The organism is Mangrovibacter plantisponsor, from assembly GCF_003182475.1.
Taxonomy (GTDB): domain Bacteria; phylum Pseudomonadota; class Gammaproteobacteria; order Enterobacterales; family Enterobacteriaceae; genus Mangrovibacter; species Mangrovibacter plantisponsor.
Genome location: NZ_QGTS01000004.1, coordinates 153,402 through 173,015, shown reverse-complemented (window position 1 = coordinate 173,015; position 19,614 = coordinate 153,402). Strand labels below are relative to the sequence as shown.

Genomic DNA, 19,614 nt, shown 5'->3' with positions numbered 1-19,614 from the left:
GATAGATAGTCACTTTCAGATTTCGACCGTCGTGTCGCTCAAGGATACCAATATGGGGCAATTTATTGCTTTTGCGATGGCTCACGCCGTAAGAGGTAACGCTCATGTCGCATAACGTCACTCCAGGTGCAACCCCTCGTGTGGGCTTGCGTAAAACGCTTACCCTGATCCCTGTAATTATGATGGGTCTGGCGTATATGCAGCCTATGACCCTGTTTGATACGTTTGGTATCGTATCGGCGAAAACCGATGGTCACGTCGCCACGGCTTATGCCTTTGCATTAATTGCTATTCTGTTTACCGCGCTGAGCTACGGCAAACTGGTGCGCCGCTTCCCGTCTGCGGGCAGCGCCTATACTTATGCGCAAAAGTCTATCAGCCCGGTGGTTGGGTTTATGGTGGGCTGGTCTTCACTGCTGGATTATCTGTTTATGCCGATGATCAACATCCTGCTGGCGAAGATCTATTTTGAGGCGCTGGTGCCCAGTATTCCTTCCTGGATTTTCGTTGTGCTGTTGGTAGGTTTCATGACTATCTCCAACCTGCGCAGCATCAAGGCAGTGGCTAACTTTAATACCGTGATTGTTGCGCTTCAGCTGTCGCTGATGGCTGTAATCACCGGGGTATTAATTTATGGTGTATTCCACGGCCAGGGCGCAGCTACACTAACCAGCAGCCAGCCGTTCTGGAACAGCAATGCACACGTAGTGCCGATGATTACCGGTGCGACAATTCTGTGTTTCTCTTTCCTGGGCTTCGACGGTATCAGTTCACTGTCTGAAGAAACCAAAGATGCTGACCGCGTCATTCCGAAAGCGATTTTCCTGACTGCACTGATTGGTGGTGTGGTGTTTATCGTGGTGTCTTACTTCCTGCAACTGTGGTTCCCGCGTATTGCAGAAGAAGCGACCCAGCCAGACATCATGCTGGCGGTTGCCGGTAAAGGCTTCCAGTTTGGTGTGGTGGTATTCTCTACTGTTACCGTACTGGCATCTGGGATGGCGGCGCATGCCGGTGTTTCCCGCCTGATGTACGTGATGGGGCGTGATGGCGCATTCCCGTCGCGTTTCTTCGGTTACCTGCACCCGGTATGGCGCACACCGGCAATGAACGTTCTGTTAGTGGGCGCGATTGCACTTTTAGCGATTAAATTTGACCTGGAAACAGCAACTGCATTGATTAACTTTGGTGCGCTGGTGGCGTTTACCTTTGTTAACCTGTCGGTGATTTCACAGTTCTGGATCCGTGAAAAACGTAACAAGACACTGAAAGACCACTTCCAGTACCTGCTTCTGCCAGTACTGGGTGCTCTTACTGTTGGGGCGTTGTGGGTAAATCTGGAAGAAAGCTCCATGATCCTCGGCCTGATTTGGGCGGCTGCCGGTCTGATTTACCTGGCCTGCGTGACCCGTGTCTTCCGTAATCCAGTGCCACAATACGAAGATATTGCCTGAGATTAACCTGACTCACCTGCAATAATAAATGGCCCCAGTGTTGCTGCACTGGGGCCGTTATTGTTTATGGCTTACCCTGCCTGAGCTATCAGTTCACCAGTTCCTGCACATATTGGTAGAGTGCTTTCAGCAGTTGCTGTTTGTCTGCCGGGCCTTCGTACTGTTGCCAGAGTTGCGCCAGCTCACTGGCATAGTGCTCCAGGTTTTCTGGAGAGAACACCTCGCGGCGATGTGCCAGCCAGCGCTGTTGTTCGGCTTCATCCAGGGTGCCGGGGAAGTTGCGCGCGCGGTAGTTAAACAACAGTTTTTCAATTCTTGGGTCGCCAAAAGTAATATCCAGCGCCGGTAAATTTTTCGGCTCGGTTTCCTGAATAATCTTCATGCCATTGCGGTCTGCATCACTGAAAAAGCCGTTGTAGAGTTGGGCATCGACATTTTCTGGTGGGGTAAAAGGCGCTGCACCGGCAAACAATGCCACCACTTTCTCCCGCACGTCCGGGTTGGCCTGTAGCACGCGCAGGTTTGACAGGCACAGCTCCCGGTCAATATTCAGCCGTTGCGCGTCTTCCGGGCGTAATGTACGAGCCTGCGCCAGAACCGGGCATTTATTCAGGTGTACCAGTTTAACCGGCACGGGCAGGTTAGCACCCAGTTCTGCTTTCGGGGTATATAACCGCTCACGCAGGGTATCTGCATCCAACTCCAGTAACGGCGAAACATCAGCAGCCAGATCCACCATAATCACCGCGTTGCGGTTGTCCGGGTGCCATGCCAGTGGGGCAACCCAACTGGTATTGCCCCGGCTGGCACCGAACATACCAGAAACATGCACCAGGGGTGACATTTTGGGAATATCAATCAGCGTCATCAGCTTTTGTTTGCTGCGGTACTGCCACAGGTAATCAAACAACCGTGGCTGATGTTTTTTTACCAGTTGTGCCATGGCGATGGTTGCCCAGACATCAGCCATGGCATCGTGCGCATTACTGTGTTCAATGCCATTGGCGGCAGTCAGGTGCTCCAGGCGAAAACTGGGCAGCCCGTCTTCATTTTCTGGCCAGTTAATGCCTTCCGGGCGCAGGGCATAGCAGGCGCGCATAACATCCAGCAAATCCCAGCGTGAATTGCCGTTTTGCCAGCTCCATGCATAAGGGTCATAGAAGTTACGGTAGAAAATATTGCGGGTGACTTCGTCATCAAAACGGACGTTGTTGTAGCCCACGATACAGGTTTTTGGCACGGTGAAAATGTCGTGAATACGCCGGGCAAACAGTGCCTCATTTTCACCCTGTTCCCGCGCCTGCTGTGGTGTAATTCCGGTAACCATTACTGCGCCGGGTTGAGGCAGGTAGTCATCAGCCGGCTGGCAGAAGAACACTTCCGGTTCACCAATGGGGTTGAAATCGCTGTCTGTGCGTATTGCTGCGAACTGCGCTGGCTTGTCCAGCGCCGGGTGCGTGCCGAAGGTTTCGTAATCATGGAACAGGAAGGTTGGTTGAGCGGCGTCAGTCATTGCAGGTAGTGTCCATCTTCGGTCAATACAGTTAACCATGAATTATGGCGAGTTAACGTCGTGATGACCACCGCTATCCGGCAGACAGCCTGTTTTTTGTGCTGAGAGCCGAGGCTTTTCAAGTGCATGGAACATAACAAGACGAACTGCAACCGGCTTCTGTCACATTTTCTTGCAATTTCAACAGGAAACGACACGTCAGTTTCCGTAAAAAGAGCGGCGAGAGAAATAATTGACGTTGAATGAGGAAATTGCGTTGAAGCTCCGTTTTTTAACTATTGCCACTTTACTGGCTACGTCCGTCGGCACAGCATGCGCGGCAACGGCCCAGGTACCAGATTTTTTCTCTGGTCCGCCAGCGCCGCCCGCTATTCAGGCGGCTTCATGGGTGTTAATGGATTACACCACAGGCCAGGTGCTGACTGCGCACAACGAGCATCAACAACGTGATCCGGCCAGCCTGACCAAACTGATGACGGGCTATGTCGTTGACCGGGCTATCGACAGTAAGCGCATCACTGCTGATGACATGGTCACCGTGGGCAAAGATGCCTGGGCGAAAGGCAACCCGGTGTTTGATGGTTCTTCGCTGATGTTCCTCAAGCCTGGCGACCGCCTGTCGGTTCACCAGTTAAGCCTCGGGTTGATCGTTGATTCGGGTAACGACGCATGTGTGGCACTTGCCGATTATGTGGCAGGCGGCCAGCCTCAGTTTGTGTCGCTGATGAACCAGTATGTTCAGAAATTACACCTGACGGACACACATTTTGAAACCGTCCATGGCCTGGACGCACCCGGGCAGCACAGTTCAGCCTATGACCTGGCGGTGCTCTCACGGGCCATTATTCATGGCGAACCCTCGTTCTACCAGATGTACAGTGTGAAAACACTGAGCTGGAACGGTATCACTCAGAATAACCGTAACGGCCTGTTGTGGGATAAATCCCTGAATGTCGATGGGCTGAAAACCGGGCACACTTCGGGTGCGGGTTTTAACCTGATTGCCTCCAGTGTTAATGGCAACCAGCGCCTGATTGCGGTAGTTATGGGGGCTGACAGCGCCAAAGGGCGCGAAGACCAGGCCCGCAAACTGCTCACCTGGGGCCAGCAAAACTTCCAGACAGTGGAAGTAATGCACAAGGGCCAGAAAGTGGGTGATGAACGTGTCTGGTACGGGGATAAATCATCGGTGCAGGTAGGCACGGACCAGGATCACTGGATGGTGTTACCCAAAGATGAACTGCAGAACATCAAGGCGAAATACAGCGTTACTCAGCCAATTCTCGAAGCGCCATTACAGGCAGGTTCGGCAATTGGCCAGATAACTTTGTACGATAAAGATAAAGTGCTGGATCAGTGGCCGCTGGTGGCGCTTGATTCAGTAGAAAAAGGCGGCATGTTCTCGCGCCTGAGCGACTGGGTTCACCTGAAACTGTAACCCGGCTGGGTTCAGCCAGCAGGCCGGTATATACCTGCTGGTTGTGCCTTCTCTTCAATTTTTGCATATTGACTGAGGGGAATTATCAATACTGGGTTTTCCCCCGGCTGACAGTATTTGTTTAATGATGTTTTTTATTTCATTCACTTTTTGTTTGAGTGAAATAAAAAATATCTGACAGGATTCATACAAGTAGTGTAACACGTTCAGGTCAGACTGGTTTTCATAAAATAATATAACGTAGTCATTCAGTGAAATAGTGTTTGCATTAAACGTAAGTGAATGGCTGTCAACAATATAATAGTTTCTGGTGGAATGTTTATTTTGTATGGGAAGACCGGAAATGATTGAATCAATACCGGCTTTCAGTGTGTCATTGTTTGTCATTACTACAATAGCCATTGTTCAGCACTCAAGATTATGCGTAATTGCGAATCATTACCACTTCATATATCAACAAGATAAATTGATCGTCAGGGAATGGGGAGGCTTTAATCTTAAGTGATAGTAACGGTTCGGTATATTTATTAAAAATTATTAAAAAACTTATAAGTGCTTATTTTTCAATTAATTAATTTCTTTTAGAATATATGCTATAATTCCGCGATGAAGAATGGCTTGCTGGCTAAAGGAAATGCAGCATATCAAGTGGCACTTTGGTGACTTTATTTTTGCACCACATTTACAACTGTTGTTAAGAAAACATGCGCATACCGAATATCGTCAGCGCCTGTCTGCGGCTGAAGCAGCAATCCTTGACCAGTTACTGGCTCATTGCGGCCAATTATGTGATAAGGACAACCTGACAACTATTGCGTGGCAAGGGCGCCCGGTAAGTGCTCAGTCATTACCTGTCGCAATTGCAACACTTAGAAAATATCTTGATTCAGGTGAACATGGGCTGGAAATAAAAAACATTCCCCGTAAAGGGTATCTGATTGAAATTGATAGTGAACTTCGTGAAGAATTAATACCAGAAACACAAACTTCACCTGCTGAAATGGTACCACAAGATAACCCGCTACCAGTGCCTGGCACTTTTGGGGTGGCGAAGTGGGTAAAATATTTGGCTGCTAATAATATCGCTAATAATATATTTGTCGCCGGATGTGCATTATTGCTGCTGTTGACGGTTTACTTTTTTTATTCCGTGTGGATACCGGTATCTTGCCAGCAGGCCGGGGAAGGCTACATCTGTTCTGTTTCCGATAAGCAAACACATACCGGGGCAAAACCTTTGCCAGGCAATAATCAGGTAATGTTTATTTCTGGTGAAAGCTCAGTGACTGTGAATATTCAAGAGAAAACGAAATGAAGAAAAGAACAGTTGCTGCGTTATCCATGATGGGAGTCGCCTGCATAATGTTTGCTGTGCCTTATTTTAATGGTATGGGCTGCAACTATGAAATGACCCTTAATGCGGGGAGTGCCCACTATGAAGGGGTGTGCCGCTGGGGTGTATTACATATGGTAGAGACGGATACCCAGACAGGTAGCCGTTGGGTGGTAAGTGCACGGCAACTGAGTTTTATGAACCAAATTATTTACCTGGTGCATACACGCCATCAACTAAATACAGGCGATAAACAAAGCAGTCTGAATACTTATAATCAGCAACAACGTGGTTTTACTGTTTTTAACTACAGTTGGCGTGCGGTAAGCGGGAACGAAATAGTTATTTTCCAGACATCGCCGCATTATGAAGTACTTAAGGCAAAGGTGGATGGCTATATTGATAGCTGGGATAGCCTGTTTGACAATAAAAAAACCTATATGGGCAACCATCGATAACCAGGATCTCACAGGCCTGCGCAAGACAGCCGTAACCTGTAATGAAAAGCGATGCCCTTCATGGTTTTCACCCTGAACGGTGGTGTTTTGCTCAGCATTTGCTTAACTCAGTGGCAAGTGTGTCGGGTTTAACAGGAGAGTAGCATGTACCAGATTCGTGATGTGCCTGTGCGCCATGTTGCCGGCTTTCATCTGGTTGGCCCCTGGGATGTTACGGTAAAGCAAGGGTTTGATCAGCTCATGTTATGGGTACGTACCCAGCAACTGGATCCGGAAGAGTGGGTTGCCGCTTATTACGATAACCCCGATGTGGTTCCGCCAGAAAAACTGCGTTGTTCAACTTTTATTCGGGTGAATGCTGATTTTGTTGTTCCACCAGCAAGTGAAGGGGTAATTTGTACCGCGCTGGCAGGGGGAACTTATGCCGTGGCCTCTGTACAGGTCGAGAATAACGACTTCGAAACACCATGGCGGGCGTTTTTTACGCAACTCTTGCAGGACAACCATTACCAAATGGATGCCAAACCCTGCTATGAAGTTTACCAGAGCGATGGCTCTCAAACAGGAACCTGGATGATTGATATGTATGTCCCGGTGACGAGTAAATCAGAACCCGTATAACGTTGGGTGTTCAACACCCGGTAACAGCTATTGCACTGTTGCCGGGTGAAAAACTTCACCAGCGATGCCCCTGAAGTCTGTTTTTTCATAAACCTGCCTTTTTTTAACTACAAAACCCCTTCGCCCGGTCAATTTCGGTTGCAAAAAATATGCTGCTGTTTGTAACAATGGGGATGAGCATTGAGAAAAAGAGAGTACAATTGCGCTTTTTGTATTCTGGAGAGCGGGTGTGCGTCCCGACAAGTCATTAACACCATTTGAGATCCGTATCTACCGCCATTACCGGCTGGTGCACGGCATTCGCATTGCTGTCGCTTTTGTGCTGGCTTTTATTCTGGTACGAATGCTGAATATTCCCGAAGGCACCTGGCCTCTGATTACGCTGGTTGTCGTGATGGGGCCAATCTCTTTTTGGGGAAACGTGGTACCACGCGCTTTTCAACGTATTGGCGGTACTGTTTTTGGTGCCACACTCGGCCTGGTTGCCCTGAAGCTGGAGCTGTATTCACTGCCGCTGATGTTTCTGTGGTGTGGTATGGCGATGTTTATCTGTGGTTATCTTGCTCTGGGTAAACGGCCATACCAGGCACTGCTAATCGGCATTACGCTTTCGGTTGTGGTAGGGGCACCCCCGGGTGATATGGCAACGGCGCTGTGGCGCAGTGGCGATGTCATCTTTGGTTCACTGCTGGCTATGTTGTTCACCAGCTTGTACCCGCAGCGGGCATTTATTCACTGGCGTATACAAATGGCTGAATACATTCATACCTTCAGTAATCTGTATCAGACCAGTGTTTCGCCAAACCTGGTTGAGCGCCCCCGGCTTGAACGCCACCTTAACCGGATGCTGAATAATGTTGTGAAGTTCCGCGCACTGATAACCCCCGCCAGCAAAGAAACCCATATACAGAAAAGTATTTTCGAAGCGATTCAGACTATCAGTCGCAATATGATCTGCACGCTGGAGTTACAAACAAATGCGCACTGGGCCTCCCGGGAAAGCCACTTTTTAATGATTAATTCACGCAAGCTGCGCGATGCCCAGGCGCTGACCCATACCACGCTTACTTCAATTTCACAGGCGTTATATGAGGGCAACCCTTTGCCGGTCAAAGCCAACAGTGAACGTCTTACGGAAATCATTGCCGAACTGCGTGAGCTGATGCAGCAACAACCACCCGGCGCACTACAGGAAACATCCATTCATGGCTATGTCTGGCTTAACCTGGAACTGGCGCGCCAACTGGAGTTGCTGTCGCAATTAATCTGTAAAGCATTGCGCAAATAACCTGCAACCAGTCGCAAAATAGTGGTAGCTTGTTTCGATTCAGCACTATTTACGGTTATGATGGCTGAAAGAGGGTGAACCCGTAAAAGCATTGTCATCGACGGCCTCAGTCAGTATTTTAAAGGCAAGGCGGTCGTTCTGAACGAATCCGAGACTTAATTATTAGGGGTGTGAAAATGGAAAATACCAAACCTTCATTCCAGGATGTGCTGGAGTTTGTGCGTCTGAATCGTCGTAAAAACAAACTGCAACGTGAAATCCAGGACGTTGAGAAGAAAATCCGCGACAACCAAAAACGTGTCTTGTTGCTTGATAACCTGAGCGATTACATCAAACCAGGTATGAGTGTTGAAGCTATTCAGGGCATTATCGCCAGCATGAAAAGCGACTATGAAGACCGTGTTGATGACTACATCATCAAAAATGCGGAAATTTCGAAAGAACGCCGTGATATCTCTAAAAAACTCAAAGTGATGGGTGAGCTGAAAGAAGCTGAACCTAAAGCCTGAGTCTGAGAGCCGTAAGCCAGGCTTACGTACAACAGATAAATAAAAACGCCCTCAGACTTGAGGGCGTTTTCTTATTAGTCGTGATACGTGAGCTGGCTATTTGAACCCACGCGGCAACCCTTTGCCGCTCAGGGTTCACGGGTAACCTGCTGTTTAGCCAATGGTCATCAGGCTGGCATTACCACCGGCTGCCGCAGTGTTGACACTCAATGAGCGTTCTACATACAGGCGTTCCAACAGAATGTTGGTTTCCCCACGGGCAAAACCCTGTACCGAAACAATCGCCCCGGCACGGTTGGCAACGGTGACACAGAGGTCACGCAGTTGGTCCGAGTCACCGTGGAAAATTACCGCATCATAATGTGCATCTGCCAGCGCATCTGTACCCGTAAAAGTGATATGCGCAGCAACTTCTTTGGGCAACTGTTTGACCAGTTGCTGGTGCAATGCATCATCCGGCCACAACACCTGGCAACCTACACTGGTAACCGCTGCCAGTTGCACCAGTGCATCCTGTTCATTATCTGCCATACACAACACAGTATCCCGCGGCAACAACAAGTATGCATTGCGCTCACCAGTTGGCCCGGGTAACAGGCGGCGGGTACCACTCTGAGCCTGTTCACCAAATTGAGCACAGAGTGCCGCCAGTTCAGGCTTGCCTGCAGCCCACTCAGTGAGTGCAGTATGTGCCGCCTGGACAGCTTGTTTGCTGCCTGCTTCGGTGGCCAGTTGTGTGTCATCACGCGAAAGCGTTACCAGTACGGCAGTTTCCGGGCGGTGAGACAGCAACCGGTACAGGTACAACGGGCCACCTGCTTTGGGACCGGTGCCGGACAACCCTTCACCACCAAACGGCTGAACACCAACCACAGCCCCTACCATATTGCGGTTAACATACATGTTCCCGACATGGGCAGAGCCCGTTACCTGAGCAATAGTTTCGTCAATACGGGTATGCACCCCGAGTGTCAGGCCATAACCGGCAGAATTAATTTGCTCAACCAGGCTGCTAAGGCTGTTACGGTTATAGCGCACCACATGCAGAACCGGCCCGAAGATCTCACGCTGCAGTTCATCAAAACTGTTGAGTTCAATCAGTGTCGGCGGAACAAATGTGCCACTTTGCCATTCACGGGCATCATCGCTGTTGCTACGCACGGCCTGAAAAACGGTATGACCTTTACTGCGCATTGCCTGAATATGCTGTTCAATATTGGCTTTGGCCTCGGCATCAATCACCGGTCCAATATCGGTAGTCAGGCGGCCCGGGTTACCCATCCGGCATTCAGCCATGGCGCCTTTGAGCATGGTCAGTGTGTGTTCGGCAACATCTTCCTGCACACACAGCACACGCAGTGCTGAACAGCGCTGGCCTGCACTGTCAAATGCGGAAGCAACCACATCCATCACTACTTGTTCAGTCAGGGCCGATGAGTCAACAATCATGGCATTCAGGCCACCGGTTTCGGCTATCAGTGGTGTTGGGCGGCCCTGTGGGTCGAGCCGGGTGGCAATACTGCGTTGCAACAGGCTGGCGACTTCGGTTGAGCCCGTAAACATGACAGCGCGTACGCGGTTATCTGCCGTAAGCTGTGCACCAACACGTTCACCACTGCCTGGCAACAACTGCACCACACCGGCAGGCACACCTGCCTGCAACAGAATTTGAATGGCCTGGGCGGCAATCAACGGTGTCTGTTCAGCAGGTTTCGCCAGAACACTGTTACCTGCCGCCAGTGCGGCAGCAATTTGCCCGGTAAAAATGGCCAGCGGGAAGTTCCACGGGCTGATACACACCACCGGGCCTAGCGGGCGGTGGGTTTCATTATCGAAATCATGCTTCACCTGGTCTGCGTAATAGCGCAGGAAGTCCACGGCTTCACGCACTTCAGCAATTGCGTTGGCGAATGTTTTACCGGCTTCGCGTACCAGAACCCCCAGCAGAGGCTGTAGCTGGTCTTCCATCAGCACTGCGGCACGCTCAAGAATGGCAGCACGCTCAGCAGGCGGGGTGGCAAACCAGATAGGCGCATTATTGACGGCGTTATTCAGTGCCAGCTCTACTTCTTCTGTGCTGGCCTCACGAACATAACCCACGGTGTCGGCAGGCTCTGCCGGGTTAATTACCGGCTGGAGTTCGCCTTCTGTTACATCACCTTCCAGTATTGGCAGCGCGCGCCATTTTTCACCGGCGGTGCTCAGCAGGGCAGAAGAGAGGGATGCCAGACGGTGTTCGTTTGCCAGATCCAGCCCGTTCGAGTTATGGCGGTTTTTACCGTAGAGGTCTCGCGGCAATGGGATTTTAGGGTGAGGTAAGCCGGGTAACCCTTCCTGATGTGCCAGTTTCTCAACGGCTTCTACCGGGTCGGCTACCAGTTCGTCAATTGGCAGTGCGGTGTCGGCAATGCGGTTAACAAAGGAGGTATTGGCCCCGTTTTCCAGCAGGCGGCGTACCAGGTAGGCCAGCAGTGTTTCATGGGTGCCAACGGGTGCATAAATACGGCATGGGCGGTTAAGTTTGCCTTCGGCAATTTTGCCCACCACCTGGTCATACAGTGGCTCACCCATGCCGTGCAGGCACTGGAACTCATATTGCCCGGGGTAGTAGTTCTGCCCGGCCAGGTGATAAATGGCCGAAAGCGTATGGGCGTTGTGGGTGGCGAACTGCGGGTAAATCAGGTTCGGCACTGAGAGTAATTTGCGGGCGCAGGCCAGGTAAGAAACGTCGGTGTACACTTTGCGGGTATAAACCGGGTAACCTTCCAGCCCGTCGAGCTGTGCACGTTTAATTTCGCTGTCCCAGTAAGCCCCTTTCACCAGGCGGATCATCAGGCGGCGACGGCTGCGGGTTGCCAGGTCAATCAGGTAGTCAATAACAAACGGGCAGCGTTTCTGGTAGGCCTGAATAACGAAGCCAATGCCGTTCCAGCCCGCCAGTTCCGGTTCAAAACAGAGTTTTTCCAGCAAATCGAGCGATATTTCCAGCCGGTCTGCTTCTTCGGCATCAATATTAATGCCGATGTCATACTGGCGTGCCAGCAAGGTGAGGGATTTCAGGCGCGGGTAGAGTTCTTCCATCATCCGGTCATACTGCGCCCGGCTGTAACGCGGATGCAGGGCAGACAGTTTGATTGAAATCCCCGGGCCTTCATAAATACCACGGCCATTGGAAGCTTTACCAATTGCGTGAATCGCCTGCTGGTAGGAAACCATATAGGCCTGCGCATCGGCTTCGGTCAGTGCGGCTTCACCCAGCATGTCGTAGGAATAACGGAACCCTTTCTCTTCCAGTTTCCGGGCATTGGCCAGTGCTTCAGCAATGGTTTCGCCAGTAACAAACTGTTCGCCCATCAGGCGCATCGCCATGTCCACACCTTTACGCACCAGCGGCTCACCACTTTTACTGATAATGCGGTTAAGGGAGTGGGAAAGATTCGCTTCGTTATGGGTGGCAACCAGGCGGCCCGTGAACAGTAACCCCCAGGTGGCAGCATTAACAAACAGAGACGGGCTGCGGCCCAGGTGAGAATGCCAGTTACCATTGCTGATTTTATCGCGGATCAGCGCATCACGAGTGGCTTTGTCCGGAATACGTAATAACGCTTCAGCAAGGCACATTAATGCCACGCCTTCCTGTGATGAAAGTGAGAACTCCTGGAGCAGACCTTGCACCATTCCGGCGCGTCCGCTTGCACTCTTTTGGTTCCGAAGTTTGTCTGCCAGCTGCCAGGCAAGCTTATGTACCTGGCCGGAAACCTCACCTGATAACCGTGCCTGTTCCAAAATCATTGGCACGGCATCGGTTTCCGGACGCCGCCATGCAGCAGTAATTGCGGCTCGCGTCACAGATTGTGGTAATATTTGCTCGGCAAATTCGAGGAAGGGTTGATGCTGGTCATCACCACTTGCGGACGGTTCTTCGCTTTCGTTCGCAGCACCCGCCAGTAAAGCCGGCAGTTCAGGCAACTCATCGTTGTTCTCCAGCCGTTCAAGGTAATTAAAAATTGCCTGCTTAATGAGCCAGTGAGGTGTGCGATCAATACGTGACGCAGCGGTCTTGATGCGTTCGCGGGTTGCTTCGTCCAGCTTCACCCCCATAGTGGTGGTTCCCATACCCTCAACTCCTGTGTTTGCATTGTTCGGTTATTGTTAGTTATCAGGCAATATCCTCTATGTTGCAACTTTGTGCAACCTTGTTAAATGTGATTTCGGTTGCAAGCTTAAGAAATGCTGATTTGTTAAAACTAAAAAACAGGTATGTTTATTGCTTAAGATCACTGTGAAGTCTGTTTTATGTGGTTTGTGTGGCAGTTTTGTAAGGTGCAACTCGTGAAAGTGTGAGCGAGTGCAACCAGGTGGCAAAAAAGCACCTGGGCAGGGGTGAAATAATTGTAATCACCGTGTTAAATCAATTGTGAACACAACAATGGCTGCTGCGTTAACAATGTTGCAGAGTGATAACAAGGGTTGCGACCACGTTCCGGCGCAACCATCCGGGGTGTAACCCGGCATAATAATCAGGAGAACTTTAATGTCTATGAGTACACCAATGGTGGTGACTTTCCTTATCTACATTGGCGCGATGCTGTTGATAGGGTTTATTGCCTGGCGTTCGACGAAAAACTTCGACGATTACATTCTGGGCGGCCGTAGTCTGGGAAGCCTGGTTACTGCGTTATCTGCAGGCGCTTCAGATATGAGTGGCTGGTTACTGATGGGGCTGCCGGGGGCGATTTTCCTGTCCGGGATTTCAGAAAGCTGGATTGCCATTGGCCTGGTTATTGGTGCCTGGGTTAACTGGAAACTGGTGGCGGGGCGCTTACGTGTCCATACCGAGCACAATAATAACGCGCTGACTTTGCCAGATTATTTCACGGCACGCTTTGAAGATAACAGCCGCGCACTGCGCATTATCTCTGCACTGGTTATCCTGCTGTTTTTCACCATCTATTGTGCCTCTGGTATTGTCGCCGGCGCGCGTTTGTTCGAAAGCACTTTCGGGATGAGCTATGAAACCGCCTTGTGGGCGGGGGCTGCAGCAACCATTCTCTACACCCTGATTGGGGGCTTCCTGGCAGTAAGCTGGACTGACACCGTTCAGGCCTCTTTGATGATTTTTGCTTTGATCATTACGCCGGTGATTGTGGTGGCCTCTGTTGGTGGACTGGGTGATTCACTGGAAGTGATTCGCCAGAAGAGCATAGAAAACGTCAACATGCTTAAAGGGCTCAACTTTGTTGCCATTATTTCCCTGATGGGCTGGGGGCTTGGTTATTTCGGCCAGCCACATATCCTGGCGCGTTTTATGGCCGCCGATTCGCATCACACCATTGTTAAAGCACGTCGCATTGGTATGGCATGGATGATCTTGTGCCTGGCAGGTGCGGTTGCAGTTGGCTTCTTCGGTATTGCTTACTTCCAGAACAACCCGGCTCAGGCAGGGGACGTTAACCAGAATGGTGAGCGCATCTTCATTGCATTGACGCAAATATTGTTCAACCCCTGGGTTGCCGGGGTGCTGCTCTCAGCCATTCTGGCTGCGGTGATGTCGACATTAAGTTGCCAGTTACTGGTGTGCTCCAGTGCGATTACCGAAGACCTGTATAAAGCATTCTTGCGCAAAGGGGCTTCACAGCGTGAGCTGGTGTGGGTCGGGCGCCTGATGGTGCTGGTGGTGGCGCTGGTGGCTATTGCTCTGGCGGCGAACCCGGAAAACCGTGTGCTTGGGCTGGTGAGCTATGCCTGGGCTGGTTTCGGCGCGGCATTTGGCCCGGTCGTTCTGTTCTCTGTTATGTGGAACCGTATGACACGTAACGGCGCACTGGCCGGGATGATTATTGGTGCCATTACCGTTGTGGTGTGGAAACAGAACGCCTGGCTTGATCTGTACGAAATTATTCCCGGCTTCATCTTTGCAAGTATTGGGATTGTGGTGTTCAGCCTGCTGGGTAAAGCACCGTCCAGCGCCATGGCAAAACGTTTTGCTGAAGCAGATGCGCATTACAAAGGTGATGCACCTGTTTCTCTGCAAACGGACAGCTAATTCACTCTGCAGTTTTAGCACCTGAAAACAGGCCCGGCAGCATTTTGCCGGGCCTGTTTTTTTCTGGCTCAGTTCCCTGGTTTGCCTGTCTTTTATAGCACTTTAGTTGTAGCTGGCTACGTAGCCACGGCAGTTTGTTGTCAAATGACAAAATTTTTCTGGTTTCAGTCGATTTTAATTAACATTCGCTCTTGTTTTTCGATTAAGACTAATGATAATCACTATCAGTGCCATTTACTTTTCTTTACTGCAAAGATTCGTTTCTTCACACCGGGAGTGATTCATGTTTGTCCCCTTTTTGATCATGTTGCGTGAAGGGCTGGAAGCCGCCTTGATCGTGAGCCTGATTGCCAGTTATCTGAAGCGTACCCAACGCGGAAATTTGATAGGTGTTATGTGGGTAGGGGTACTGCTGGCGGCCGGGTTGTGCCTGGGGCTGGGTATCGTTATTAACGAAACCACCGGTGAATTTCCCCAGAAACAACAGGAGCTGTTCGAAGCAATTGTTGCGGTTATTGCGGTGGTCATCCTCACCTGGATGGTGTTCTGGATGCGCAAAGTTGCCCGTAACGTAAAAGTTCAGCTTGAGCAGGCCGTTGAAGTTGCGCTGAAAAAGCACAATGGCCAGAGCTGGGCATTAATACTGATGGTGTTTTTCGCTGTGGCTCGCGAAGGGCTGGAATCGGTGTTTTTCCTGTTAGCTGCATTCCAGCAGGACCTGGGAATATGGCCGCCTTTAGGCGCCATGCTTGGTCTGGCAACCGCGGTGATACTGGGCTTTATGATTTACTGGGGCGGTGTTCGCCTGAACCTGGCTGCGTTCTTTAAATGGACCAGCTTGTTTATTTTACTGGTTGCTGCCGGGTTGGCTGCAGGCGCTGTTCGCGCTTTCCACGAGGCGGGCATTTGGAACTACTTCCAGGACATCGCATTTGATATGAGCGGCGTGCTCTCCACGCACTCGCTGTTTGGCACTTTGCTGGAAGGCATGCTTGGTTACCAGGAAACACCCAGCGTGAGTGAGGTGGCGGTGTACTTCCTCTACCTGATACCCGCACTGTTTTTCTATTTTCTCCCTGCGCGCCCGGCAGTACAGCCTGCCCGGAGCACTCGTTAATCTTCTTGTTTGCACTCTGACTTTGATAGGGATGGGTTTGATGAAACATTTTCGACACAGCACTCTGACACTTTCTTTAGCCGCGCTGTTTTATTCCGCAACTTCCCTGGCGGCGGATATTCCCCAGGTTAAGGTGACCGTTAATGACAAACAGTGTGAGCCAATGAGCATCACTGTAGATGCGGGTAAAACGCAATTTCTTATTCAGAACCACAGCCAGAAAGCGTTGGAGTGGGAAATCCTGAAAGGGGTGATGGTGGTCGAAGAGCGGGAAAACATTGCTCCGGGCTTCAGCCAGAAAATGACGGCCAACCTGCAGCCCGGCGAATATGAAATGACCTGTGGCTTGCTGACCAACCCGAAAGGTAAGCTGATTGTGCGGGCGAACGGCACAGCAGAACCCGTCGCGAAAGACAATATCCTGGCGCTGGGCAATGCTATTACTCAGTACAAAGCCTGGGTGACGTCTGAAACTGCTGCGCTGGTTACTGGCACTAAAGCCTTTACCGATGCAGTAAAAGCCGGTGATATCGAGAAAGCGCAGGCACTGTATGCGCCAACCCGCCAGCACTATGAACGTATTGAGCCGATTGCTGAATTGTTCTCTGACCTGGATGGCAGCATTGACGCCCGTGAAGATGATTATGAGAAAAAAGCGGAAGACCCGAAATTCAGTGGCTTCCACCGCCTGGAAAAAGCGCTGTTTGGCGACCATTCCACCAAAGGTATGACTCCGTACGCAGACCAGTTGTATAAAGACGTGCTGGATCTGCAAACCCGCATTTCCGAACTGGCATTCCCGCCAGGCAAAGTTGTCGGTGGTGCGGCAGACCTGATTGAAGAAGTGGCCTCCAGCAAAATCAGTGGTGAAGAAGACCGTTACAGCCGCACCGATTTGTGGGATTTCCAGGCCAACGTAGATGGCTCCCAGAAAATTGTCGACCTGCTGCGCCCACAACTGAGCAAAGCCAACCCGGAACTGCTGGCAAAAGTGGACGATAACTTTAAACGTGTGGATACCATTCTGGCGAAATACCGCACCAAAGATGGTTTTGAAAGTTATGAAAAACTGACTGATGCCGACCGCAAAGCCCTGAAAGGCCCGATTACCGCCCTGGCGGAAGACCTTGCACTGCTGCGTGGCGTGCTTGGGCTGGATTAATCATGGCTGATAAACATTTAGCCGCTGGCGCCGAACCCGGGCGTCGGCGCTTATTGAAAGGGCTGGGGATGCTGGGTGGCGCGCTGGCGATGGGCGGTTGCCCGGTGGCTCACGCGGCACCGGCTGCGCAACGTGCAGAAAAAACCTTTGATGATGAAGATGCCCGTAAACAGGCGGTGGATTTTTATGGTGAACACCAGGCCGGTATTCTGACGCCACAACAGTCTTCCATCATGCTGGTGGCTTTTGACGTGCTGGCGGCAAACAAAGACGACCTGGTGCGCCTGTTTAAGCTGCTGACCAAACGAATTGCTTTTCTGACCCATGGCGGGTTAGCACCAGCCACGCCAAACCCGCAAATGCCACCGCTGGATTCCGGTATTTTAGGGGAGCATATCTGGCCGGATAACCTGACCATTACCGTTTCAGTTGGCAGCGCGTTGTTTGATGAACGCTTTGGCCTGGCGGCACAGAAGCCTGACAAGCTGCAGGTGATGACTCGTTTCCCCAATGACTCCCTGGATGCGTCTTTATGCCATGGCGACCTGCTGCTGCAGATTTGCGCCAACTCAGTAGATACCGTGGTGCATGCCGTGCGTGACATTATCAAGCACACGCCTGATTTGCTAAGTGTCCGCTGGCGGCGTGACGGCTTTATTGGCGAGCATGCCGCACTGAGCAAAGGGAAGGTGACGCCGGTTAACTTACTGGGCTTTAAAGATGGTACTGGTAACCCGGACAGCAAGAACCAGCCGCTGATGAATGAAGTGATTTGGGTGACACCCGGCCAGCAGGAACCGGCCTGGACCCATGGCGGCAGCTACCAGGCCGTGCGCATCATTCAGTTTCATGTTGAGTTCTGGGACAGAACCCCGCTGCGTGAACAGGAGAATATCTTTGGCCGGGATAAAATCACCGGTGCGCCGCTGGGGATGAAGCATGAGCATGATGTGCCGGATTACGCCAGCGACCCGGATGGCAAGGTTATCCCGCTGGATGCGCATATGCGCCTTGCCAACCCGCGTACAGCTGAAACCCAGGACAGCCTGATGATGCGCCGGGGGTACAGCTATTCCCAAGGGATCACCGGTTCCGGGCAACTGGATATGGGCCTGCTGTTTGTCTGCTACCAGCATGATCTGGAAAAAGGGTTTATCGGGGTACAAAAACGCCTGAATGGTGAGCCGCTGGAAGAGTATATTCGCCCGATTGGCGGCGGTTACTTTTTTGCCCTGCCAGGTGTGGCAGATGCACAGCACTACCTGGCTCAGCAACTGCTTGAAGCCTGACCAGTCCGTGATGTGACGCTCCCTGCCGGACCGGGGGAGCGTCAGTATTTTCCCGCACTTATTAATGCCTTACTGCCCGCCGTTTTTTTTGCCATTCGGTCATCAGAATTTACTATGAGTTTTTTACTGTTATAAAACGGTAATATTTCTGTGCAATAACATTCACAGTGATTGGATGTGATGCAATAAGTACAACGTAAAATAAATGTTGCATTTGTAATAGTTTTTGGTGTACTTAGAGCATAGCGTAACTCAACGAAGTGCGTTTTTACGCCGGAGATCGCGAATGGTTGTAGCGTCCTGTTATGGACTAAGTTGTAGAAAACACAGCCTTCTTCACAGGCCCGGGGCTTCCGACCCTGTAAAAGCCGTCACCCCTGAATACTCCCTGATTTTCAACTCTGAACCTGTTTTCACCGGTCTGCCTTGTGCAACCCATCGCACAGCAGTACCTGCTCTTCAGGCAATCTATGGCTTACAAGGAAGCCAACAACAAACCTCAACGTTAGTTAAAATCGTGTCTGTGCGCCAGATACGGGAATTGAAACCAACAGAAGGTGCCATCCATGGGAAGACAAAAAGCAGTGATCAAAGCTCGTCGTGAAGCCAAACGTGTGCTCAGACGGGATTCACGCAGCCATAAGCAACGTGAAGAAGAATCGGTCACCTCGCTTGTGCAAATGAGTGGTGTTGAAGCAATTGGCATGGCGCGGGACAGCCGGGACAGTTCGCCAATTGTTGCGCGTAACGACGCTCAGGCGCAGTACCTGCATGCTATCGACAATAAACAGCTGATTTTTGCCACCGGTGAAGCCGGTTGTGGGAAAACCTGGATTAGTGCCGCTAAAGCTGCAGAGGCCCTGGTTCACAAAGAAGTGGACAGGATAATTGTCACCCGCCCGGTATTGCAGGCCGATGAAGACCTCGGCTTCTTACCTGGGGATATATCAGAGAAGTTCGCACCCTATTTCAGGCCGGTTTACGATGTCCTCGTCCGGCGTTTGGGGGCCTCATTCATGCAGTATTGTTTGCGGCCAGAGATTGGTAAGGTGGAGATTGCGCCCTTCGCCTATATGCGCGGGCGGACGTTTGAAAATGCGTTCGTCATCCTTGATGAAGCGCAGAATGTTACAGCAGCTCAGATGAAAATGTTCCTGACCCGCCTGGGGGAAAATGTCACGGTTATCGTTAACGGGGATGTCACCCAGTGCGATTTACCCCGTGGCGTGGCTTCCGGGTTAAGTGATGCGCTGGCGCGCTTTGCTAACGACGATATGATTGGCGTTGTGCGGTTTGGTAAAGATGACTGCGTGCGTTCTGAGTTGTGCCAACGCACACTGCAGGCTTATGACTAACCCGGAATAACACCGCGCTCGTAAGCCTGGT

14 protein-coding genes are annotated in these 19,614 nt (G+C 51.1%); 12 read left to right on the top strand and 2 right to left on the bottom strand.

Going from position 1 to position 19,614, the window contains the following annotated elements; translation table 11 throughout:
• Positions 1 to 104 precede the first annotated feature (104 nt).
• Positions 105 to 1,454, top strand: a complete 1,350-nt coding sequence (locus DES37_RS07705; RefSeq protein ID WP_110025432.1) for an APC family permease — start codon at positions 105 to 107, stop codon at positions 1,452 to 1,454.
• Positions 1,455 to 1,542: 88 nt separating this feature from the next.
• Here DES37_RS07705 and sbcB read toward each other — a convergent pair whose 3' ends face one another.
• Positions 1,543 to 2,967, bottom strand: a complete 1,425-nt coding sequence (sbcB, locus tag DES37_RS07700; protein WP_110025431.1) for an exodeoxyribonuclease I — start codon at positions 2,965 to 2,967, stop codon at positions 1,543 to 1,545.
• A 250-nt stretch (positions 2,968 to 3,217) separates the two neighbouring features.
• Here sbcB and dacD point away from each other — a divergent pair, with 250 nt between their 5' ends.
• From dacD to DES37_RS07665, 6 genes are all read left to right on the top strand, one after another.
• A complete protein-coding gene (gene dacD, locus DES37_RS07695; RefSeq protein ID WP_425451698.1) occupies positions 3,218 to 4,405 on the top strand; it encodes a serine-type D-Ala-D-Ala carboxypeptidase DacD in 1,188 nt (395 codons plus the stop codon).
• A gap of 634 nt (positions 4,406 to 5,039) precedes the next feature.
• On the top strand, positions 5,040 to 5,720 hold the full coding sequence (locus DES37_RS07685; RefSeq protein ID WP_170123745.1) for a winged helix-turn-helix domain-containing protein: 681 nt from the start codon (positions 5,040 to 5,042) through the stop codon (positions 5,718 to 5,720).
• Positions 5,717 to 6,196, top strand: a complete 480-nt coding sequence (locus tag DES37_RS07680) for a hypothetical protein (RefSeq protein WP_110025427.1) — start codon at positions 5,717 to 5,719, stop codon at positions 6,194 to 6,196. The genes DES37_RS07685 and DES37_RS07680 overlap by 4 nt, the downstream gene beginning before the upstream one ends.
• A 144-nt stretch (positions 6,197 to 6,340) precedes the next feature.
• Positions 6,341 to 6,817, top strand: a complete 477-nt coding sequence (sbmC, locus tag DES37_RS07675) for a DNA gyrase inhibitor SbmC (protein ID WP_036108009.1) — start codon at positions 6,341 to 6,343, stop codon at positions 6,815 to 6,817.
• A gap of 229 nt (positions 6,818 to 7,046) precedes the next feature.
• Positions 7,047 to 8,105, top strand: coding sequence for an FUSC family protein (locus DES37_RS07670; protein WP_110025426.1), 1,059 nt, complete (start codon positions 7,047 to 7,049; stop codon positions 8,103 to 8,105).
• Positions 8,106 to 8,281: 176 nt separating this feature from the next.
• Positions 8,282 to 8,614 (top strand): DUF496 family protein, encoded by a 333-nt coding sequence (locus DES37_RS07665; protein WP_036108014.1) that lies wholly within the window; start codon positions 8,282 to 8,284, stop codon positions 8,612 to 8,614.
• 153 nt (positions 8,615 to 8,767) lie between these two features.
• On the opposite strand, the gene putA is transcribed toward DES37_RS07665, so the two are convergent.
• Positions 8,768 to 12,730 carry a trifunctional transcriptional regulator/proline dehydrogenase/L-glutamate gamma-semialdehyde dehydrogenase gene (gene putA, locus DES37_RS07660; protein WP_110025425.1) on the bottom strand — a complete coding sequence of 1,321 codons (3,963 nt, stop codon included), beginning with the start codon at positions 12,728 to 12,730 and terminating at the stop codon, positions 8,768 to 8,770.
• 418 nt (positions 12,731 to 13,148) lie between these two features.
• Here putA and putP point away from each other — a divergent pair, with 418 nt between their 5' ends.
• The 5 genes from putP to phoH all read left to right on the top strand — a co-directional run bounded on the left by putP (position 13,149) and on the right by phoH (position 19,583).
• The gene (gene putP / locus DES37_RS07655; protein ID WP_051691339.1) at positions 13,149 to 14,660 is read left to right on the top strand and encodes a sodium/proline symporter PutP; all 1,512 of its coding nucleotides are present in this window, start codon (positions 13,149 to 13,151) and stop codon (positions 14,658 to 14,660) included.
• A gap of 283 nt (positions 14,661 to 14,943) precedes the next feature.
• Positions 14,944 to 15,777, top strand: coding sequence for an iron uptake transporter permease EfeU (gene efeU / locus DES37_RS07650; protein WP_110025424.1), 834 nt, complete (start codon positions 14,944 to 14,946; stop codon positions 15,775 to 15,777).
• A gap of 40 nt (positions 15,778 to 15,817) precedes the next feature.
• Positions 15,818 to 16,939, top strand: a complete 1,122-nt coding sequence (gene efeO / locus DES37_RS07645) for an iron uptake system protein EfeO (RefSeq protein WP_036108022.1) — start codon at positions 15,818 to 15,820, stop codon at positions 16,937 to 16,939.
• 2 nt (positions 16,940 to 16,941) lie between these two features.
• Complete coding sequence (gene efeB, locus DES37_RS07640) at positions 16,942 to 18,228, top strand: iron uptake transporter deferrochelatase/peroxidase subunit (protein WP_036108025.1); 1,287 nt, start codon at positions 16,942 to 16,944, stop codon at positions 18,226 to 18,228.
• Between the two features lie 566 nt (positions 18,229 to 18,794).
• Positions 18,795 to 19,583: a phosphate starvation-inducible protein PhoH gene (gene phoH, locus DES37_RS07635; RefSeq protein WP_036108027.1), complete on the top strand. Its 789-nt coding sequence runs from the start codon at positions 18,795 to 18,797 to the stop codon at positions 19,581 to 19,583.
• The last annotated feature ends 31 nt before the right edge of the window (positions 19,584 to 19,614 follow it).